Raw genomic sequence first — 16,450 nt, forward strand, 5'->3', positions numbered from 1 at the left:
TTTAACCGGAAACTGATATGGCCGAACCCCGTTTTATACATCTGCGCGTACACAGCGACTATTCCATGGTCGACGGCCTGGCGAAAACCGGCCCGTTGATCAAGAAAGCGGCTGCGCTGGGTATGCCAGCCATCGCGATTACCGACTTCACCAACCTTTGCGGGCTGGTGAAATTTTACGGCGGTGCGCACGGGGCAGGGGTTAAACCGATTATCGGGGCAGATTTTAACGTTGCCAGCGAGTTGATGGGCGATGAACTGACCCAGATTACCGTGCTGGCGGCAAATAATACCGGCTATCAGAATCTGACACTGCTGATTTCCCGTGCTTACCAACGGGGTTACGGTATTGCTGGCCCGATTATCGATCGCGACTGGCTGGCCGAACTGCAGGAAGGACTGATTCTGCTGTCCGGGGGCCGTCGAGGGGATGTTGGCCGCAGCCTGCTACGAGGTAACAGCGCGCTGGTGTCTGACTGCCTGGCTTTCTATCAACAGCATTTTGCCGATCGCTACTTCCTGGAGCTGGTCCGTACCGGTCGTCCTGATGAGGAGAGCTATCTGCATGCGGCGGTTGAGCTGGCGATTGCAGAAGGGATCCCCGTTGTTGCCACGAATGAAGTCTGCTTCATCAATGAAGAAGATTTCGACGCCCACGAGATCCGCGTTGCCATTCATGATGGTTACACGCTCGACGATCCGAAACGTCCTCGCCATTACAGTCCTCAGCAATACATGCGCAGCGAAGAGGAGATGTGCGAGCTGTTCGCGGACATCCCGGAAGCGCTGGAAAACAGCGTAGAGATTGCTAAGCGTTGTAACGTCACGGTCCGGCTGGGTGAGTACTTTCTGCCCCAGTTCCCGACAGGGGATATGACCACCGAAGACTTTTTGGTGATGAAATCCCGCGAGGGGCTGGAAGAGCGCCTCGCGATGCTGTTTCCGGACGAAGCCGTACGGGCCGAAAAGCGGCCGGAATACGATGAACGTCTGGAAGTGGAACTCAACGTTATTAACCAGATGGGGTTCCCTGGCTACTTCCTGATCGTGATGGAGTTTATCCAGTGGTCGAAAGATAACGGCGTGCCGGTTGGGCCGGGCCGTGGTTCTGGTGCGGGATCCTTAGTCGCCTATGCGCTCAAGATCACTGACCTTGATCCGCTCGAGTTCGACCTGCTGTTCGAACGTTTCCTGAACCCAGAACGTGTTTCCATGCCCGACTTCGACGTCGATTTCTGCATGGAGAAACGTGACCAGGTGATTGAACACGTGGCCGACATGTACGGCCGCGAAGCGGTGTCTCAGATTATTACTTTCGGTACGATGGCGGCTAAGGCGGTCATTCGTGACGTGGGACGCGTTCTGGGCCATCCCTATGGTTTTGTCGATCGTATTTCAAAGCTGGTGCCGCCCGATCCGGGCATGACGCTGGAAAAAGCCTTTGCTGCAGAACCGCAACTGCCGGAAATTTATGAGGCCGATGAGGAAGTCAAAGCGCTAATCGATATGGCGCGCAAGCTGGAAGGTGTTACGCGAAACGCTGGTAAGCACGCGGGTGGAGTAGTGATCGCGCCCACCAAAATTACCGATTTTGCGCCACTGTACTGTGACGAAAACGGCCAGTATCCGGTGACGCAGTTTGATAAAAATGATGTGGAATATGCCGGCCTGGTGAAGTTTGACTTCCTGGGGCTGCGTACGCTGACCATTATCGACTGGGCACTGAAGATGATTAACCCGCGCCGTGAAAAGCAGGGGTTGCCGCCGATCGATATCGCCACCATTCCGCTTGAAGACAAGAAAAGCTTTGATATGCTGCAGCGCGCGGAAACCACGGCGGTTTTCCAGCTTGAATCGCGCGGCATGAAAGATCTGATCAAGCGTCTGAAACCTGACTGCTTTGAAGACATGATCGCCCTTGTGGCGCTGTTCCGCCCTGGCCCGTTGCAGTCGGGCATGGTGGATAACTTTATCGACCGTAAGCACGGTCGGGAAGCCATCTCCTATCCTGATATCCAGTGGCAGCATGAAAGCCTGAAGCCGGTTCTCGAGCCGACCTACGGCATTATCCTGTATCAGGAACAGGTAATGCAGATCGCCCAGGTCCTGTCTGGCTATACGCTCGGCGGGGCGGATATGCTGCGTCGCGCCATGGGTAAAAAGAAACCCGAAGAGATGGCCAAGCAGCGCTCCGTTTTTAAAGACGGCGCTGAAAGCATGGGCATCGACGGCGAACTGTCGATGAAAATCTTCGATCTGGTAGAGAAATTTGCCGGATACGGTTTTAACAAATCGCACTCTGCGGCTTATGCGCTGGTGTCCTATCAAACGCTGTGGCTGAAAGCGCATTATCCGGCCGAATTTATGGCTGCGGTCATGACGGCGGATATGGATAACACGGAAAAAGTGGTTGGCCTGGTGGATGAGTGCTGGCGCATGGGGCTAAAGGTCCTGCCGCCGGATATTAACTCGGGCCTGTATCAGTTCCACGTCAATGATGAGGGCGAGATCGTTTACGGCATCGGCGCCATTAAAGGCGTCGGTGAAGGGCCGATCGAAGCGATCATCGATGCGCGTAACGAGGGCGGTTATTTCCGGGAGCTGTTCGATCTCTGCGCGCGCACCGATACCAAAAAGATCAACCGTCGGGTCATGGAAAAACTGATCATGTCAGGTGCCTTTGATCGTCTCGGCCCACACCGCGCTGCCTTAATGAGCGCCCTTAACGATGCGCTGAAGGCGGCGGATCAGCATGCGAAAGCCGAAGCGATCGGCCAGGCGGACATGTTTGGCGTACTGGCCGACGAGCCTGAACAGGTAGAACAGTCCTATGCCAGCGTGACGCCCTGGCCGGAACAGGTGCAGTTGGATGGTGAACGCGAAACCCTTGGGTTGTATCTTACCGGCCATCCTATTAATCAGTATTTAAAAGAAATTGAGCGTTACGTTGGCGGGATGCGTTTGAAAGATATGCATCCTACCGATCGTGGTAAGATTACCGTTGCGGCAGGTCTGGTGATTGCTGCGCGTGTAATGGTGACCAAACGCGGCAACCGAATTGGTATTTGTACACTTGACGATCGTTCCGGCCGTCTCGAAGTCATGTTATTTACCGATGCGTTAGATAAATACCAGCAACTGCTGGAGAAAGACCGTATCCTGATCGTCAGCGGACAGGTCAGCTTTGATGACTTCAGTGGTGGGCTTAAAATGACCGCCCGGGAAGTCATGGACATCGACGAAGCGCGCGAAAAATACGCCCGTGGACTTGCTATCTCGCTGACGGACAGGCAAATTGATGACCAGCTATTAAACCGACTCCGTCAGTCCCTGGAACCTCATCGTTCAGGGACAATTCCGGTGCATCTCTACTATCAGAGAGCCGACGCGCGAGCGAAGCTACGCTTTGGTGCAGCGTGGCGAATTTCGCCCAGCGATCGTTTACTCAACGATTTGCGGTCGTTAATTGGATCGGAGCAGGTGGAACTGGAGTTTGACTAAAACAGGAACATTATGAGTCTTAATTACCTGGATTTTGAACAGCCAATTGCAGAACTGGAAGCGAAGATTGATTCGCTAACCTCGATTGGTCGTCAGGACGATAAACACGTCAATCTCGACGAAGAAGTGAAGCGACTGCGCGAGAAAAGCGTTGAGCTGACCCGTAAAATCTTCGCCGATTTGGGCGCATGGCAAATTGCACAACTGGCACGCCATCCGCTACGTCCTTATACCTTTGATTACGTGCGCAATGCCTTTGACGATTTCGATGAGCTGGCGGGTGACCGTGCTTATGCGGATGACAAAGCCATTGTGGGTGGGATTGCGCGCCTTGATGGTCGCCCGGTCATGATCATTGGTCACCAGAAAGGACGTGAAACCAAAGAGAAGATTCGCCGTAATTTTGGCATGCCAGCACCAGAAGGCTATCGCAAAGCGCTGCGCCTGATGGAAATGGCTGAGCGTTTCAAGATGCCAATCCTGACCTTTATCGACACGCCTGGCGCTTATCCTGGCGTTGGTGCGGAAGAGCGTGGTCAGTCTGAGGCTATTGCCCGTAATCTGCGGGAAATGTCCGGTCTGAAGGTGCCTGTGATCTGTACGGTCATCGGTGAAGGCGGTTCCGGTGGTGCGCTGGCCATTGGTGTGGGTGATAAAGTTAACATGCTGCAGTACAGCACTTACTCTGTTATCTCTCCGGAAGGCTGTGCCTCTATTCTGTGGAAAAGCGCCGATAAAGCGCCTCTGGCAGCCGAAGCGATGGGTATTACCGCGCCGCGTCTGAAAGAGCTGAAGCTGATTGACTCGGTTATCCCTGAGCCACTGGGCGGGGCGCATCGTCATCCTGTCGAAATGGCGCAGTCGCTGAAACAGCAACTGCTGGCCGATCTGGCCGATCTGGAAGGGCTCAGCACCGAAGAACTGCTCGATCGCCGTTATCAACGTCTGATGAGCTACGGCTACGCCTGATTGTGCTTCATGACGATAAAGCGGACTTCGGTCCGCTTTTTTTATGCCATTAATCTGACTGCAGTTGAGTGGCATCATTCGCTATGCTTACTTAATGCCTCAACAATCAGGGAGATGTGCATTGAATATTCTGGCGATCATGGGCGCGCATGGCGTGTTTTACAAAGATGAACCCTTGCGCGAACTGGAAGTCGCGCTGAGTCAGCAAGGTTTTCAACTCATCCGGCCGAAAAACAATGACGATCTGCTAAAACTCATTGAACACAATCCCCGTATCAGCGGCGTCATTTTTGACTGGGATGAACACAACAGCCCGGAGCTGTGTGGTGAAATCAATCAGCTTAATGAATACCTGCCGCTGTATGCCTTTATCAATACCCATTCCCAGATGGATATCAGTATTAATGAAATGCGTATGCCGCTGCATTTCTTTGAATATGCGCTGAATGCCGCCGACGATATTGCTCTTCACATCCGACAGTACACAGATGACTACCTCGACAACATCACGCCGCCGTTGACCAAAGCGTTGTTTACCTATGTGAAAGAGGGGAAATACACCTTCTGTACCCCTGGCCATATGGCCGGTACGGCCTTCCAGAAAAGCCCGGTCGGCTGCTTGTTCTATGACTTTTTTGGTGCCAATACGCTGAAGTCGGATATCTCGATTTCGGTAACGGAACTGGGATCGCTGCTGGACCACACAGGGCCGCATCTGGAAGCCGAAGAGTATATCGCCCGCACTTTTGGTGCGGAACAGAGCTACATGGTGACCAACGGCACCTCGACCTCGAATAAAATCGTCGGAATGTATGCTGCCCCGGCAGGCAGCACGATTCTGGTGGACCGCAACTGCCATAAGTCGCTCACGCATCTGTTGATGATGAGCGATTTGATCCCCATCTGGCTCAAGCCAACACGCAACGCATTGGGTATTTTGGGCGGTATTCCGCAAAAAGAGTTCACCCGTGCCAGCATCGAGCAAAAAGTGGCGGTCACGCCGCGCGCCAGTTGGCCGGTACATGCGGTGATCACCAATTCGACCTACGACGGTTTGCTCTACAACACTCAGTACATCAAGCAAACCCTTGAGGTGCCGTCGATCCACTTTGATTCTGCCTGGGTTCCCTATACCAACTTTCATCCCATCTATGAGGGGAAAAGCGGCATGAGCGGTGAGCGGGTGCCGGGTAAAGTCTTCTATGAAACGCAGTCCACCCATAAACTGCTGGCGGCTTTTTCCCAGGCTTCGCTGATTCATATTAAAGGCGACTATGACGAGCAGACGTTTAATGAAGCCTACATGATGCACACCACCACCTCACCGAACTATGCCATCGTCTCATCCATTGAGACAGCGGCGGCGATGCTGCGGGGAAATCCGGGCAAAAGGCTCATTAACCGGTCAGTGGAACGCGCCCTGCATTTCCGTCGTGAGATACAGCGGTTGCGAGAAGAGTGCGACAGCTGGTTTTTTGATATCTGGCAGCCTGAACACGTTGATGAAGCCCAGTGCTGGCCGATACAGCCGGGGGAAGAGGACTGGCACGGATTCACCCAGGCCGATCGCGACCACATGTATCTTGATCCGATCAAGGTAACGATCCTGACACCCGGCATGAGCGAGCTGGGCGTGATGGCGGAAGAGGGCATTCCGGCGGCGCTGGTGGCGAAGTTCCTGGATGAGCGCGGCATCGTGGTTGAAAAAACCGGCCCTTACAATCTGTTATTCCTGTTTAGTATCGGCATTGATAAAACCAAAGCGATGAGCGTGCTGCGAGGGTTAACGGAATTTAAGCGCGCCTACGATCTCAATCTCCGGGTCAAAAATATGTTGCCGGATCTCTATGCGGAGGATCCCGATTTTTATCGCAACATGCGTATTCAGGCGCTGGCGCAGGGGATCCACCGTCTTATCCAGCAACATGATTTACCGCGGCTCATGTTGAAGGCGTTTGACGTGTTGCCCGAGATGAAAATGACGCCGCATCAGGCTTTTCAGCAACAGGTGAAGGGCAATATTGAAACCGTGAACATCAATGAGCTGGTGGGCCGCATCTCTGCCAACATGATCCTGCCTTATCCTCCGGGCGTTCCTCTGGTGATGCCTGGTGAAATGATCACAGAACAAAGCCGCGCCGTACTCGACTTCCTGTTAATGCTGTGTAGCATTGGACGCCACTATCCTGGCTTTGAGACGGATATTCACGGCGCGATCCTCACCGAAGAGGGGGAATATCGGGTACGTGTGCTGAAACAGGCCGGCTAACAGGACGTCATGTTTAACAGGAAGCAACGATGCTACAGCTAACGCACATCCATCATATCGCGATCATTGCATCAGACTATTCGCGCAGCAAAGCGTTTTACTGCGACATTCTGGGGTTTGAACTGCAAAGCGAACACTATCGTGAAGCGCGTGATTCGTGGAAAGGGGATCTGGCACTGAACGGTCAGTATACGATTGAGCTGTTTTCGTTTCCCAAACCGCCCGCACGCGTCAGTCAACCGGAAGCCTGTGGCCTGCGTCATCTGGCCTTCAGCGTGCCGGACGTTGAAGCGGCGATGCGCTATCTGGCAACGCAGGGCGTGATATGTGAAGCGATCCGCATCGATGAGCTAACCGGAAAGCCCTGCACGTTCTTTGCCGATCCGGATGGTTTGCCGCTGGAACTCTATCAGGCGTAAAATGGCGGCTTTGGGCGACTCCACTGGCCGCGGTATGGATTGAGAACATGTCTGATTTTGACGCACTGTTAAAGGAAAATGACGCGCTGGTCGTGGCGTTCAGCGGTGGTCTGGATTCTACCGTTCTGCTTCATCAACTGCGGGCCTGGCAGCAAGCGCGCCCGCAGTCACGGCTGCGTGCGCTGCATGTGCATCATGGCCTCAGCCCGAATGCCGATAGCTGGGCAGCGCACTGCCTGTGCCTGTGCGAACGGTGGCAGATTCCTTGTGAAGTCCTGCGTGTGCAGGTAACGGATCAGGGACAAGGCATTGAAGCGGCAGCGCGGCAGGTGCGCTATCAGGCTCTGGGGCAGGCGCTGTGCGCGGATGAAAAGCTGCTAACCGCGCAGCATCTGGACGATCAGTGTGAAACGCTGCTCCTGGCGCTGAAGCGCGGCAGCGGCCCGGCGGGCCTGGCGGCCATGCCGGCGGCGACGACGTTTGCCGGACATGCCTTACTCAGACCCTTGTTAAACCATTCCCGCCTGAGCCTGGAGCAGTACGCCAAGGCGCATCAACTGGTCTGGGTTGAAGATGAAAGCAATCAGGATCAGCGCTATGACCGAAACTTTCTGCGTCAGCAGCTGTTGCCGACGCTTCTGCGCCGCTGGCCGCATTTTGCCGAGGCGTCGGCGCGCAGTGCCGCCTTGTGTGGCGAGCAGGAGCAACTGCTGGATGAGTTACTGGCTGAGCCGCTTAGCGAGCTTATTCAACCCGACGGTAGCCTGTGCTTCACACCTTTGCTGACCATGAGTGAGGTAAAAGGCAACGCCCTGCTGCGCCGCTGGCTGGCCGCTCAGGGCGAGAAAATGCCGTCGCGCGAAGCATTACGTCGAATCCGTCAGGAGATCATGTTGTGCCGTGAAGATGCGCAGCCGCGCCTGAAGCTGGGCAACCACGAGATCCGTCGCTACCGGCAGCAGCTTTACCACTTGCCGCTCAGCGCCTCTTTAGCTGACTGTGAAATCGCCTGGAATGACGTCGAACAACCTCTGCATTTGCCACAAAACCTGGGCGTACTGACGGCCGAAAAAAGCACGAGTACGCTTCGCTGCCCACAACCGCAGGAGCAGGTATTCGTGCGGTTTCACGCAACAGGCTATGTGCATATCGTGAATCGCCCAGGCGGACGAGACATAAAAAAAATCTGGCAGAGGCTGAATATCCCGCCCTGGCAACGCGCGCGCATTCCATTAATTTATTTTAATCAGACGTTGATTTGCGCGCCCGGGCTGTTTGTTACCCGCGAAGGTGCCAGCGAGGATGCCGTTGGCTGGGAAGTCAACTGGCAGAAAACGACGGGAGAGCCGGAATAATGCAACGCATAGCAGCCTTGCTGCTGATAACTGTTTTACCGGTCCACGCCGCAGGCGATGTGAACGCGGGTGAGCAACGCGCGGCCGCCTGTATGGCCTGCCACGGGGCACAGGGTAAAGCAACCACGCCTCTCTATCCCAATCTGGCTGGCCAAAATGCGGCCTATCTTAACCAGGCATTACAGGCCTATAAGAAAGGGGAACGAAGCGGGGGACAGGCTGAAGTCATGAAGGCATTTGTGGCAGGCTTAAATGATGAGGATATGGCGAATTTAGCCGCCTATTACAGTTCGTTGAAACCTGAATGAGGTGGGCGGGAGTGCATCCCGCCCGACGGGAAGTGAATTACTCTTCGCTGACAACAACGGTGCCGAGTTCAGGATGGCTGAAGCTGGCAATGTGATCGAGGCGTAACTCGCGCGTTTCACCGGAAAGGTCAATCGCCAGATATTCAACGTTTTTACGTGAAAGAATATCTTTGGCTTTGGCCTTAAGCTGTTCACCGTCTTTTAACTCCAGCGACAGCATCCAGTTTTTTTGGCAGGCGAGTTCCAGATTATCGTAGTCATCGCAATTGATGGGTTTATAAGCTTCATTCATCAACATAGTCGCTCACCAATAAGTTTGCGGCGGCATAGGCCGCCTGTTCCCTGAGAGAAGCGTTTAGCGCAACATTCGCGGCAATATCATCCAGCGCTTTTAAGGCGCAGCCAATGGCATCGGGTACATATCCCAGATCTCCGCTGCCGATTTCGGCATATTTTTGGCGAACTAACTCACAATATTTTTGCACAGGCACCTCCTCAGCAGAGCAGAAACACTCTGGTTGATTAGCGACTATATCACAGGCATTTCCAGAAAATCAGCCAGGCAAAAACAGGAACCGCGCGCAAATCACTGCTAAAGTAGCTGGCTACGCCGTCTAAGACGACTCAGGATAAAGCACGAAAGGTTCAGTGAATGGATAGCCCGATACAAAAAAACGCGTACTGCACGCAGGCAGGTGACAGATGATTATGCTGTCACGCAACGTTGAGCTGCCGGACAGTGAAATTGAACTGACGGCTATTCGGGCGCAGGGTTCTGGCGGTCAGCATGTGAATAAAACCAGCACAGCCATTCATCTACGTTTCGACATTGCCGCCTCGTCCTTGCCACCGTTCTATAAAGAGCGACTGCTAAATGCCAGCCACCACTTAATTACCGGTGACGGAACCGTGATCATCAAGGCGCAGGAGTACCGGAGTCAGGAGATGAACAGGGAGGCGGCACTGCAGCGGCTGGTCAACCTGATCCGCGAACTTACCACGGTAGAGAAAGTCCGGCGCTCAACACGACCTACGCGCGCCTCGAAAGAGCGCAGGCTGGAGGGCAAGTCACGGCGCAGCAATACCAAAGCGCTGCGCGGCAAGGTGCAATAAGGGACATGTGCATGGGGCGTTATGACAAGTCAGACAGGAACAGAATGCGGGAACAAGCCTGATAGTCGCACGTTATTCAGCAAAAAAAAACGCCCCTTAAAGGGGCGTTATAGTGCGGTTACTTGTTAAGCGCGTTAAGCAGAAATTCGACAATTTCATCCTGCTTGATCATCTGCTTCTCACCGGCACGACGGGCTTTATACTCAATCTCCTGATTATCAAGATTGCGATCGCCAATCACGATGGTGTGCGGTACGCCAATCAGCTCCATATCCGCAAACATCACGCCCGGACGCTCTTTACGATCGTCCAGAATCACCTCTACGCCTTTGGCGCGCAGCGTGTTGTACAGCTCTTCCGCTAACTCTTTCACGCGGAACGATTTCTGCATGTTCATCGGCAGAATCGCCACTTCGAACGGCGCCAGCGCAGCAGGCCAGATGATGCCGCGGTCGTCATGGTTCTGCTCGATGGCCGCCGCAACCACGCGGGTGATGCCGATGCCGTAGCAGCCCATGGTCATGATCTGGTTACGACCGTCTTCGCCCTGTACGGAGGCTTTCATCGCTTCAGAGTATTTGGTGCCCAGCTGGAAAATGTGGCCGACTTCGATACCACGTTTAATCTGCAACGTACCTTTGCCATCCGGGCTCAGGTCACCTTCCACGACGTTACGCAGATCGGCTACCTGCGCCATTGGCAGATCGCGTTCCCAGTTGATGCCGAAATAGTGTTTACCCTCAATGTTGGCACCGGCACTAAAATCGCTCATCTTCGCCACGGTACGGTCTGCGATAACTGGCATATTCAGCCCCACTGGGCCGAGCGAACCAGGACCCGCACCAACCGCTGCGCGGATCTCTTCTTCGGTGGCAAAGGTCAGCGGAGAAGCAACCAGAGGCGATTTCTCTGCCTTGATTTCGTTCAGTTCGTGATCGCCGCGAACCAGCAACGCCACCAACGCGTGACCGCTTTCTTCTGCGCCCTTCACCATCAGGGTTTTCACGGTTTTCTCAATCGGCTGCTGGAACTGGCTCACCAGTTCTGCGATGGTTTTGGTATTCGGCGTATCCACCTCACGCATCTCTTCTGCAGGCGCAGGACGATCGCCCGCGGGCGCGACGGCTTCAGCAAATTCAATGTTGGCGGCGAAGTCAGACGCCGTTGAGAAAATCACGTCATCCTCACCGCTCTGCGCCAGCACCTGAAATTCGTGAGATGCGCTACCACCAATTGAGCCGGTATCAGCCTGCACTGCACGGAAATCCAGCCCCATACGATTGAAAATCTGGCTGTAGGCGCGATACATCGCGTCATAGGTTTCCTGCAGCGATTCCTGAGAAGTATGGAAGGAGTAAGCATCCTTCATGATGAATTCACGCGAACGCATTACGCCAAAGCGCGGGCGCACTTCATCACGGAATTTAGTCTGGATTTGATACAGATTCAGCGGCAGCTGTTTGTAGGAGCTCAGCTCATTACGAATCAGATCGGTGATCACTTCTTCGTGCGTCGGACCGAGCACAAACGGGCGCTCATGGCGATCGGCAACACGCAATAGCTCTGGACCGTACTGTTCCCAGCGACCGCTCTCCTGCCACAGATCGGCGGGTTGCACCACAGGCATTGAAATCTCAATGGCACCGGCATTGTTCATTTCTTCACGGACGATGTTTTCGACCTTTTTTAATACGCGCAGTCCGGTTGGCAGCCAGGTATATAAGCCTGAAGCCAGTTTACGGATCATCCCGGCACGCAGCATCAGCTGGTGGCTGATCACTTCCGCGTCAGAAGGTGTCTCTTTCTGAGTAGAGAGCAGATATTGAGTAGTACGCATTGATTACGATTCCAGTTGATCGGAAATTCACAGACAAAATTTGCTGGCGGCTAGTGTACCAGTGAGATCACTGGCTAAAAAGCGGGTTTTAACGCGGATCGATAGCCACCACTTCCGTCCCTGCGTCATCAATGCGCCAGCGCACGTTAAACTCCATTAGCCAGGCGGCATATTCCCTGTCCTGGATTTCACCTTTACGGTAAGCGGGCCGCGGATCCTGAGCGAGAACGTCGCTGATAAAGCGTGCCAGATGCGGATAGCGGGCGTGCTGTTGCAACTGCTGTTGGGCAAGCGCTGAAAACCGGACCGGCATAGTGCTTTCCGGCGCGGCCTGCGCGAAACCGGCGCGCGCTTCGGGCAGGGCCTCGGCAAAAGGCAGGTAAGGTTTAATATCGACAACCGGCGTACCGTCCACTAAATCCAGGCTGCCCAGTTGCAGAATGACCTGCTGCTTCTCGCAGCGAATGCCTTTGAGCTCAACCAGCGACATGCCGACGGGATTGGGGCGAAAGGTGGAGCGGGTGGCAAAAACGCCCATGCGCGCGTTACCGCCCAGCCGTGGAGGCCGTACGGTAGGGCGCCAGCCGCCTTCCATGGTCTGATGAAAAACAAACAGAATCCAGAGGTGGCTGAAGTCTTCCAGGCCGCGCACGGCATCCGCCTGGTTATAAGGCGGCAAAAGATGCAGTTCGCCGCCGCCGTCCTGTACCAGCCCAGGCTGACGCGGCACGGCGAACTTCTCTTTCCAGGGTGAACGGATCACGCCGATTTGCGCAAAGGCGAATTCACTCATTGACTGGTGACTTTCAACGCCGATCCCTGACAAACAGCCTGACGGTAACAGCCCGGTGTGCTGCTGACGATTTCACATTTATGCAGCAGCACAGCATTGGCTTTCATCTGTGACGCTTTAATCTGCATACGTTTACGTGCGGTAGCAATATTTGGGGGGGAGTTCTGATTGCTCACCTGGCAATCTTCAGCGGACACTTCGCCTAAATCGCGGAAGGGTTTGCTCACCAGATCGGCCGCATCGGTGTAAACCTTAACAGGCGCGGGACGATACGTTGGCTTACGTGTCGGTTCGCTGGATTGCTGCGGATGAGAAGGTGCGCTGCTTATTGGGTGGTACTCTCGAACACACCCTGTCAGCATCAATGCTAACAAGCAGAGCGGTAAAAAACGCATGGCAACATCCTCAAGTTTCAAAAAGTGGCGTTATTGAAACAAGGACACGGATAAATAACAAGTCAGCAAAGCGCAATATCAGAAAGGGCGGCTATAAGCCGCCCTGAGGAGAGATGGGAGGCTGAATTACCAGCCTTTAACTGCACCACCGTTAAAGACTTTGTTCGCCGCATCCGCGACCTCGTCAGACTGATAAGCCTGCACGAATTTTTTCACGTTTTCTGCGTCTTTATTGTCCTCACGCGCAACAATCAGGTTCACGTACGGTGAGTCTTTATCTTCAACAAAGATGCCATCTTTCGCCGGTGTCAGGCCGATCTGGCTGGCGTAAGTCGTGTTGATGACCGCCAGTGCGATTTGCTGATCGTCCAGTGAACGTGGCAGCTGTGGCGCTTCCAGCTCAACAATCTTCAGATGTTTTGGATTCTCAACGATATCCAGTGAGGTTGGCAGCAGGCCCACACCGTCTTTCAGCTTAATCAGGCCCACTTTCTGCAGCAGCAGCAGCGAACGACCAAGGTTAGTTGGGTCATTAGGAATGGCAACCTGCGCGCCGTCCTGCAGTTGGTCGAGTGATTTGATCTTTTTCGAGTAGCCCGCAATCGGATAAACGAAAGAGTTACCAACGGATACCAGCTTGTAACCACGATCTTTGATTTGTTGATCCAGATACGGTTTATGCTGGAAGGCATTCACATCAATATCACCTTTGCTCAGTGCTTCGTTAGGCAGCACGTAGTCGTTAAAGGTGACCAGCTCAACATCCAGGCCATACTTGTCTTTAGCGACTTTAGCCGCCGCTTCCGCAACCTGCTGTTCTGCGCCGACAATCACGCCCACTTTAATGTGGTTTGGATCTTTGGCTTTTTGATCGCATCCTGCCAGCGCAATCGCGCCAATTAATGCACCCACAGCGGCAATTTTTTTAAATTTGAAAGACATATCCTTTCCTTAATAGTGATATTGCTTGCTTATTTATGGGACACAGCACGCACGATGCGGTCGCCACAGAATTGTATGAGATACACCAAAACGACTAATAACACTAATACCGTATTCATCACTGTCGCGTTATATCCGATATAACCGTATTGGTAGCCAATCTGTCCCAGACCGCCCGCGCCCACGGCTCCGCCCATTGCAGAGTAGCCGACCAGCGTAATCAACGTGATGGTGGCCGCATTGACGAGGCCGGGCAGGGCTTCGGGCAGCAGCACTTTTCGCACGATTTGCATCGGTGTGGCACCCATGGCGCGTGACGCTTCGATCAGTCCGGTTGGCAGTTCCAGCAGGGCGTTCTCAACCATACGGGCAATAAAGGGCGCCGCACCCACGGTCAGTGGCACAATGGCGGCCTGCAAGCCAATAGAGGTGCCAACAATGATGCGGGTAAACGGAATCATCCAGACCAGCAGGATAATAAAGGGAATAGAGCGGAAGATGTTGACCAGCGCCGACAGCACCCGATACAAACCTTTGTTTTCCAGAATCTGACCCGGACGGGTCACATAGAGCAGGACGCCTACCGGTAATCCCAGTACGAAACCGAAAAAGCCAGAGACAAAGGTCATCATCAACGTTTCCCACACGCCGCGCCCCAGCAACGCAATCATCGCTTCAGACATAACCTAGTACCTCTACTTTTACGTGATGTTCCTGCAGCCACTGAATCGCGGCCTGTGTATCGCTTTCGCTGCCGTGAATTTCCGCCAGCATGATGCCGAACTTCACACCGCCGGCATAATCCATCTGCGCACTAATAATGTTGTTGTTGATATTGAAACGACGCGCGGCTTCAGACAGTAAAGGTGCATCGACAGACTGCCCGGTGAATTCCATACGCAGTAAGGGCATGCTCTCTGGGCCTGCTTCAGGTGACAGGCGCTGTTGATAATCGTCCGGAATATCCAGATGCAGCGTTGACTGGATAAACTGTTGTGCCAGCGGCGTTTTAGGATGCGAGAAGACTTCGCTCACGCTGTCCTTTTCAATTAACTCGCCCTGGCTTATCACTGCGACCTGATCGCAGATGCGTTTTACGACATCCATCTCATGCGTAATCAGCAGAATGGTCAGGCCAAGACGACGGTTAATATCTTTGAGCAATTCAAGAATCGAACGGGTTGTTGCCGGATCGAGCGCGCTGGTGGCTTCATCACACAGAAGGACTTTGGGATTGCTTGCCAGCGCACGCGCGATAGCGACGCGCTGTTTCTGACCACCGGAAAGATTGGCTGGCCAGGCGTCGTGTTTATCAGCCAGGCCGACCAGATCCAGCAGCTCGGTCACACGCTTTTTAATTTCCTCACGAGAGAGCTGACCCAGCTCTAACGGCAGCGCAACGTTGCCCGCAACCGTGCGTGAGTTCATCAGGTTAAAGTGCTGGAAAATCATGCCGATCTGACGGCGGGCTTGAGTCAGTTGCCGTTCGCCCAGCGCCGTTAAGTCTGCACCGTCAACCAGCACGCGGCCGGAAGTCGGGCGTTCAAGCAGATTCACGCAACGAATGAGCGTGCTTTTACCGGCACCGGATGCACCGATGACGCCATAGATTTGCCCGGCAGGTACGTGCAGGCTGACATTTGATAATGCCTGTATCGATCGCGAACCTTGCTGGAACACTTTGGTAATATTTTCTAATTTAATCATTACGTTATTTATTATCGTCTTGCATTGTCCGTGGTCTGGTGTGCTCTCATCACTGAAAGCATGCATAAGCTGGATGGATGGTAAGGCATCCAGACGTCTAAATCAATGGAAGTGATTCAATCAGACATTCTCCCTTTAATCGCAATCGTGCGATACTGATCGGCAATTTTTATAGCAGGAGTTTTTACGTGACGAATAAAGTCCCGGCCATTTTTCTCGATCGCGATGGCACCCTCAATGTTGATCACGGCTACGTCCACGAAATCGATAATTTCCAGTTTATTGATGGCGTCATTGAAGCATTGCAACAATTAAAGAAGATGGGCTTTGCGTTGGTTGTCGTGACTAACCAGTCTGGTATTGCTCGCGGTATGTTTAGCGAAGATCAGTTTATGCGGCTTACCGAGTGGATGGACTGGTCGCTGGCCGATCGGGATATTGACCTTGATGGGATCTATTTCTGCCCGCACCTTCCCGACGCGACGATTGAAGAATATCGCCAGCAGTGTGACTGCCGTAAGCCTCAGCCCGGGATGTTACTGTCCGCGCAACAAGAGTTGCACATCGATATGGCGGCCTCTTATATGGTGGGTGACAAACTGGAAGATATGCAGGCCGCCGAGGCAGCCGGCGTAGGTAAGAAAGTCCTTGTGCGCAGCGGTAAGCCGGTCACGGCTGAAGGTGAAGCGCTGGCTGACTGGGTAATAAAGAGTCTTGCCGAGTTACCTGCCCGTATTAAAAGCGCGTAAAACAGCCCCTTTGTGCAAATTTCAGACGAACAGCAAAAAAGTTCAAATTTGCACTTGCGCTCTGTGAAAGCTTCCCTATAATGCGCCTCCACTG

At 53.7% G+C, this 16,450-nt stretch carries 16 protein-coding genes; 8 read left to right on the forward strand and 8 right to left on the reverse strand.

What is annotated here, in order from left to right; genetic code table 11:
- The first annotated feature begins 17 nt into the window (after window positions 1–17).
- From dnaE to EL29_RS01465, 6 genes are all read left to right on the forward strand, one after another.
- Entirely contained in the window at window positions 18–3,500 is a 3,483-nt protein-coding gene (gene dnaE / locus EL29_RS01440) for a DNA polymerase III subunit alpha (protein WP_014592968.1), read from the forward strand.
- A gap of 12 nt (window positions 3,501–3,512) precedes the next feature.
- Entirely contained in the window at window positions 3,513–4,469 is a 957-nt protein-coding gene (accA, locus tag EL29_RS01445; protein ID WP_013024701.1) for an acetyl-CoA carboxylase carboxyl transferase subunit alpha, read from the forward strand.
- A gap of 121 nt (window positions 4,470–4,590) precedes the next feature.
- Window positions 4,591–6,738 (forward strand): lysine decarboxylase LdcC, encoded by a 2,148-nt coding sequence (locus EL29_RS01450; protein ID WP_019106450.1) that lies wholly within the window; start codon window positions 4,591–4,593, stop codon window positions 6,736–6,738.
- 29 nt (window positions 6,739–6,767) lie between these two features.
- Complete coding sequence (locus tag EL29_RS01455; protein ID WP_013024703.1) at window positions 6,768–7,157, forward strand: VOC family protein; 390 nt, start codon at window positions 6,768–6,770, stop codon at window positions 7,155–7,157.
- A 47-nt stretch (window positions 7,158–7,204) separates the two neighbouring features.
- Window positions 7,205–8,512 (forward strand): tRNA lysidine(34) synthetase TilS, encoded by a 1,308-nt coding sequence (gene tilS, locus EL29_RS01460; RefSeq protein WP_028714834.1) that lies wholly within the window; start codon window positions 7,205–7,207, stop codon window positions 8,510–8,512.
- Window positions 8,512–8,820, forward strand: coding sequence for a c-type cytochrome (locus EL29_RS01465; protein WP_013024705.1), 309 nt, complete (start codon window positions 8,512–8,514; stop codon window positions 8,818–8,820). Before tilS ends, EL29_RS01465 begins: the two co-directional genes overlap by 1 nt.
- A 37-nt stretch (window positions 8,821–8,857) precedes the next feature.
- Here EL29_RS01465 and rof read toward each other — a convergent pair whose 3' ends face one another.
- Both rof and EL29_RS01475 read right to left on the reverse strand, forming a co-directional pair.
- Complete coding sequence (rof, locus tag EL29_RS01470; protein ID WP_013024706.1) at window positions 8,858–9,118, reverse strand: Rho-binding antiterminator; 261 nt, start codon at window positions 9,116–9,118, stop codon at window positions 8,858–8,860.
- Window positions 9,105–9,305: a YaeP family protein gene (locus tag EL29_RS01475; RefSeq protein WP_014606545.1), complete on the reverse strand. Its 201-nt coding sequence runs from the start codon at window positions 9,303–9,305 to the stop codon at window positions 9,105–9,107. The genes rof and EL29_RS01475 overlap by 14 nt, the downstream gene beginning before the upstream one ends.
- A 217-nt stretch (window positions 9,306–9,522) precedes the next feature.
- Between EL29_RS01475 and arfB the strand changes: the two genes are divergently transcribed.
- Complete coding sequence (gene arfB, locus EL29_RS01480; protein ID WP_013024708.1) at window positions 9,523–9,933, forward strand: alternative ribosome rescue aminoacyl-tRNA hydrolase ArfB; 411 nt, start codon at window positions 9,523–9,525, stop codon at window positions 9,931–9,933.
- A gap of 118 nt (window positions 9,934–10,051) precedes the next feature.
- On the opposite strand, the gene proS is transcribed toward arfB, so the two are convergent.
- From proS to metN, 6 genes are all read right to left on the reverse strand, one after another.
- On the reverse strand, window positions 10,052–11,770 hold the full coding sequence (proS, locus tag EL29_RS01485; protein WP_013024709.1) for a proline--tRNA ligase: 1,719 nt from the start codon (window positions 11,768–11,770) through the stop codon (window positions 10,052–10,054).
- 88 nt (window positions 11,771–11,858) lie between these two features.
- A complete protein-coding gene (tsaA, locus tag EL29_RS01490) occupies window positions 11,859–12,563 on the reverse strand; it encodes a tRNA (N6-threonylcarbamoyladenosine(37)-N6)-methyltransferase TrmO (protein WP_013024710.1) in 705 nt (234 codons plus the stop codon).
- The gene (gene rcsF, locus EL29_RS01495; RefSeq protein ID WP_015700918.1) at window positions 12,560–12,958 is read right to left on the reverse strand and encodes an envelope stress sensor lipoprotein RcsF; all 399 of its coding nucleotides are present in this window, start codon (window positions 12,956–12,958) and stop codon (window positions 12,560–12,562) included. The genes tsaA and rcsF overlap by 4 nt, the downstream gene beginning before the upstream one ends.
- 126 nt (window positions 12,959–13,084) lie before the next feature.
- Window positions 13,085–13,900 carry a MetQ/NlpA family lipoprotein gene (gene metQ / locus EL29_RS01500; protein WP_014592975.1) on the reverse strand — a complete coding sequence of 272 codons (816 nt, stop codon included), beginning with the start codon at window positions 13,898–13,900 and terminating at the stop codon, window positions 13,085–13,087.
- A 29-nt stretch (window positions 13,901–13,929) separates the two neighbouring features.
- Window positions 13,930–14,583, reverse strand: a complete 654-nt coding sequence (locus tag EL29_RS01505) for a methionine ABC transporter permease MetI (protein ID WP_013024713.1) — start codon at window positions 14,581–14,583, stop codon at window positions 13,930–13,932.
- Entirely contained in the window at window positions 14,576–15,607 is a 1,032-nt protein-coding gene (metN, locus tag EL29_RS01510; RefSeq protein WP_020693764.1) for a methionine ABC transporter ATP-binding protein MetN, read from the reverse strand. Before metN ends, EL29_RS01505 begins: the two co-directional genes overlap by 8 nt.
- A gap of 188 nt (window positions 15,608–15,795) precedes the next feature.
- Between metN and gmhB the strand changes: the two genes are divergently transcribed.
- Window positions 15,796–16,356 carry a D-glycero-beta-D-manno-heptose 1,7-bisphosphate 7-phosphatase gene (gene gmhB, locus EL29_RS01515; protein WP_014606544.1) on the forward strand — a complete coding sequence of 187 codons (561 nt, stop codon included), beginning with the start codon at window positions 15,796–15,798 and terminating at the stop codon, window positions 16,354–16,356.
- Window positions 16,357–16,450 lie beyond the last annotated feature (94 nt).

Origin of the sequence: Pantoea ananatis LMG 2665, assembly GCF_000710035.2 — a bacterium.
GTDB lineage: Bacteria > Pseudomonadota > Gammaproteobacteria > Enterobacterales > Enterobacteriaceae > Pantoea > Pantoea ananatis.

Bases quoted from the DNA above. Each gene is read 5' to 3' on its own strand.
- dnaE (WP_014592968.1), top strand. From the start codon at position 18: ATGGCCGAACCCCGTTTTATACATCTGCGCGTACACAGCGACTATTCC.
- EL29_RS01455 (WP_013024703.1), top strand. From the start codon at position 6,768: ATGCTACAGCTAACGCACATCCATCATATCGCGATCATTGCATCAGAC.
- EL29_RS01465 (WP_013024705.1), top strand. From the start codon at position 8,512: ATGCAACGCATAGCAGCCTTGCTGCTGATAACTGTTTTACCGGTCCAC.
- metN (WP_020693764.1), bottom strand. From the start codon at position 15,607: ATGATTAAATTAGAAAATATTACCAAAGTGTTCCAGCAAGGTTCGCGA.
- rof (WP_013024706.1), bottom strand. From the start codon at position 9,118: ATGTTGATGAATGAAGCTTATAAACCCATCAATTGCGATGACTACGAT.
- tilS (WP_028714834.1), top strand. From the start codon at position 7,205: ATGTCTGATTTTGACGCACTGTTAAAGGAAAATGACGCGCTGGTCGTG.
- rcsF (WP_015700918.1), bottom strand. From the start codon at position 12,958: ATGCGTTTTTTACCGCTCTGCTTGTTAGCATTGATGCTGACAGGGTGT.
- EL29_RS01505 (WP_013024713.1), bottom strand. From the start codon at position 14,583: ATGTCTGAAGCGATGATTGCGTTGCTGGGGCGCGGCGTGTGGGAAACG.
- metQ (WP_014592975.1), bottom strand. From the start codon at position 13,900: ATGTCTTTCAAATTTAAAAAAATTGCCGCTGTGGGTGCATTAATTGGC.
- proS (WP_013024709.1), bottom strand. From the start codon at position 11,770: ATGCGTACTACTCAATATCTGCTCTCTACTCAGAAAGAGACACCTTCT.
- accA (WP_013024701.1), top strand. From the start codon at position 3,513: ATGAGTCTTAATTACCTGGATTTTGAACAGCCAATTGCAGAACTGGAA.
- tsaA (WP_013024710.1), bottom strand. From the start codon at position 12,563: ATGAGTGAATTCGCCTTTGCGCAAATCGGCGTGATCCGTTCACCCTGG.
- arfB (WP_013024708.1), top strand. From the start codon at position 9,523: ATGATTATGCTGTCACGCAACGTTGAGCTGCCGGACAGTGAAATTGAA.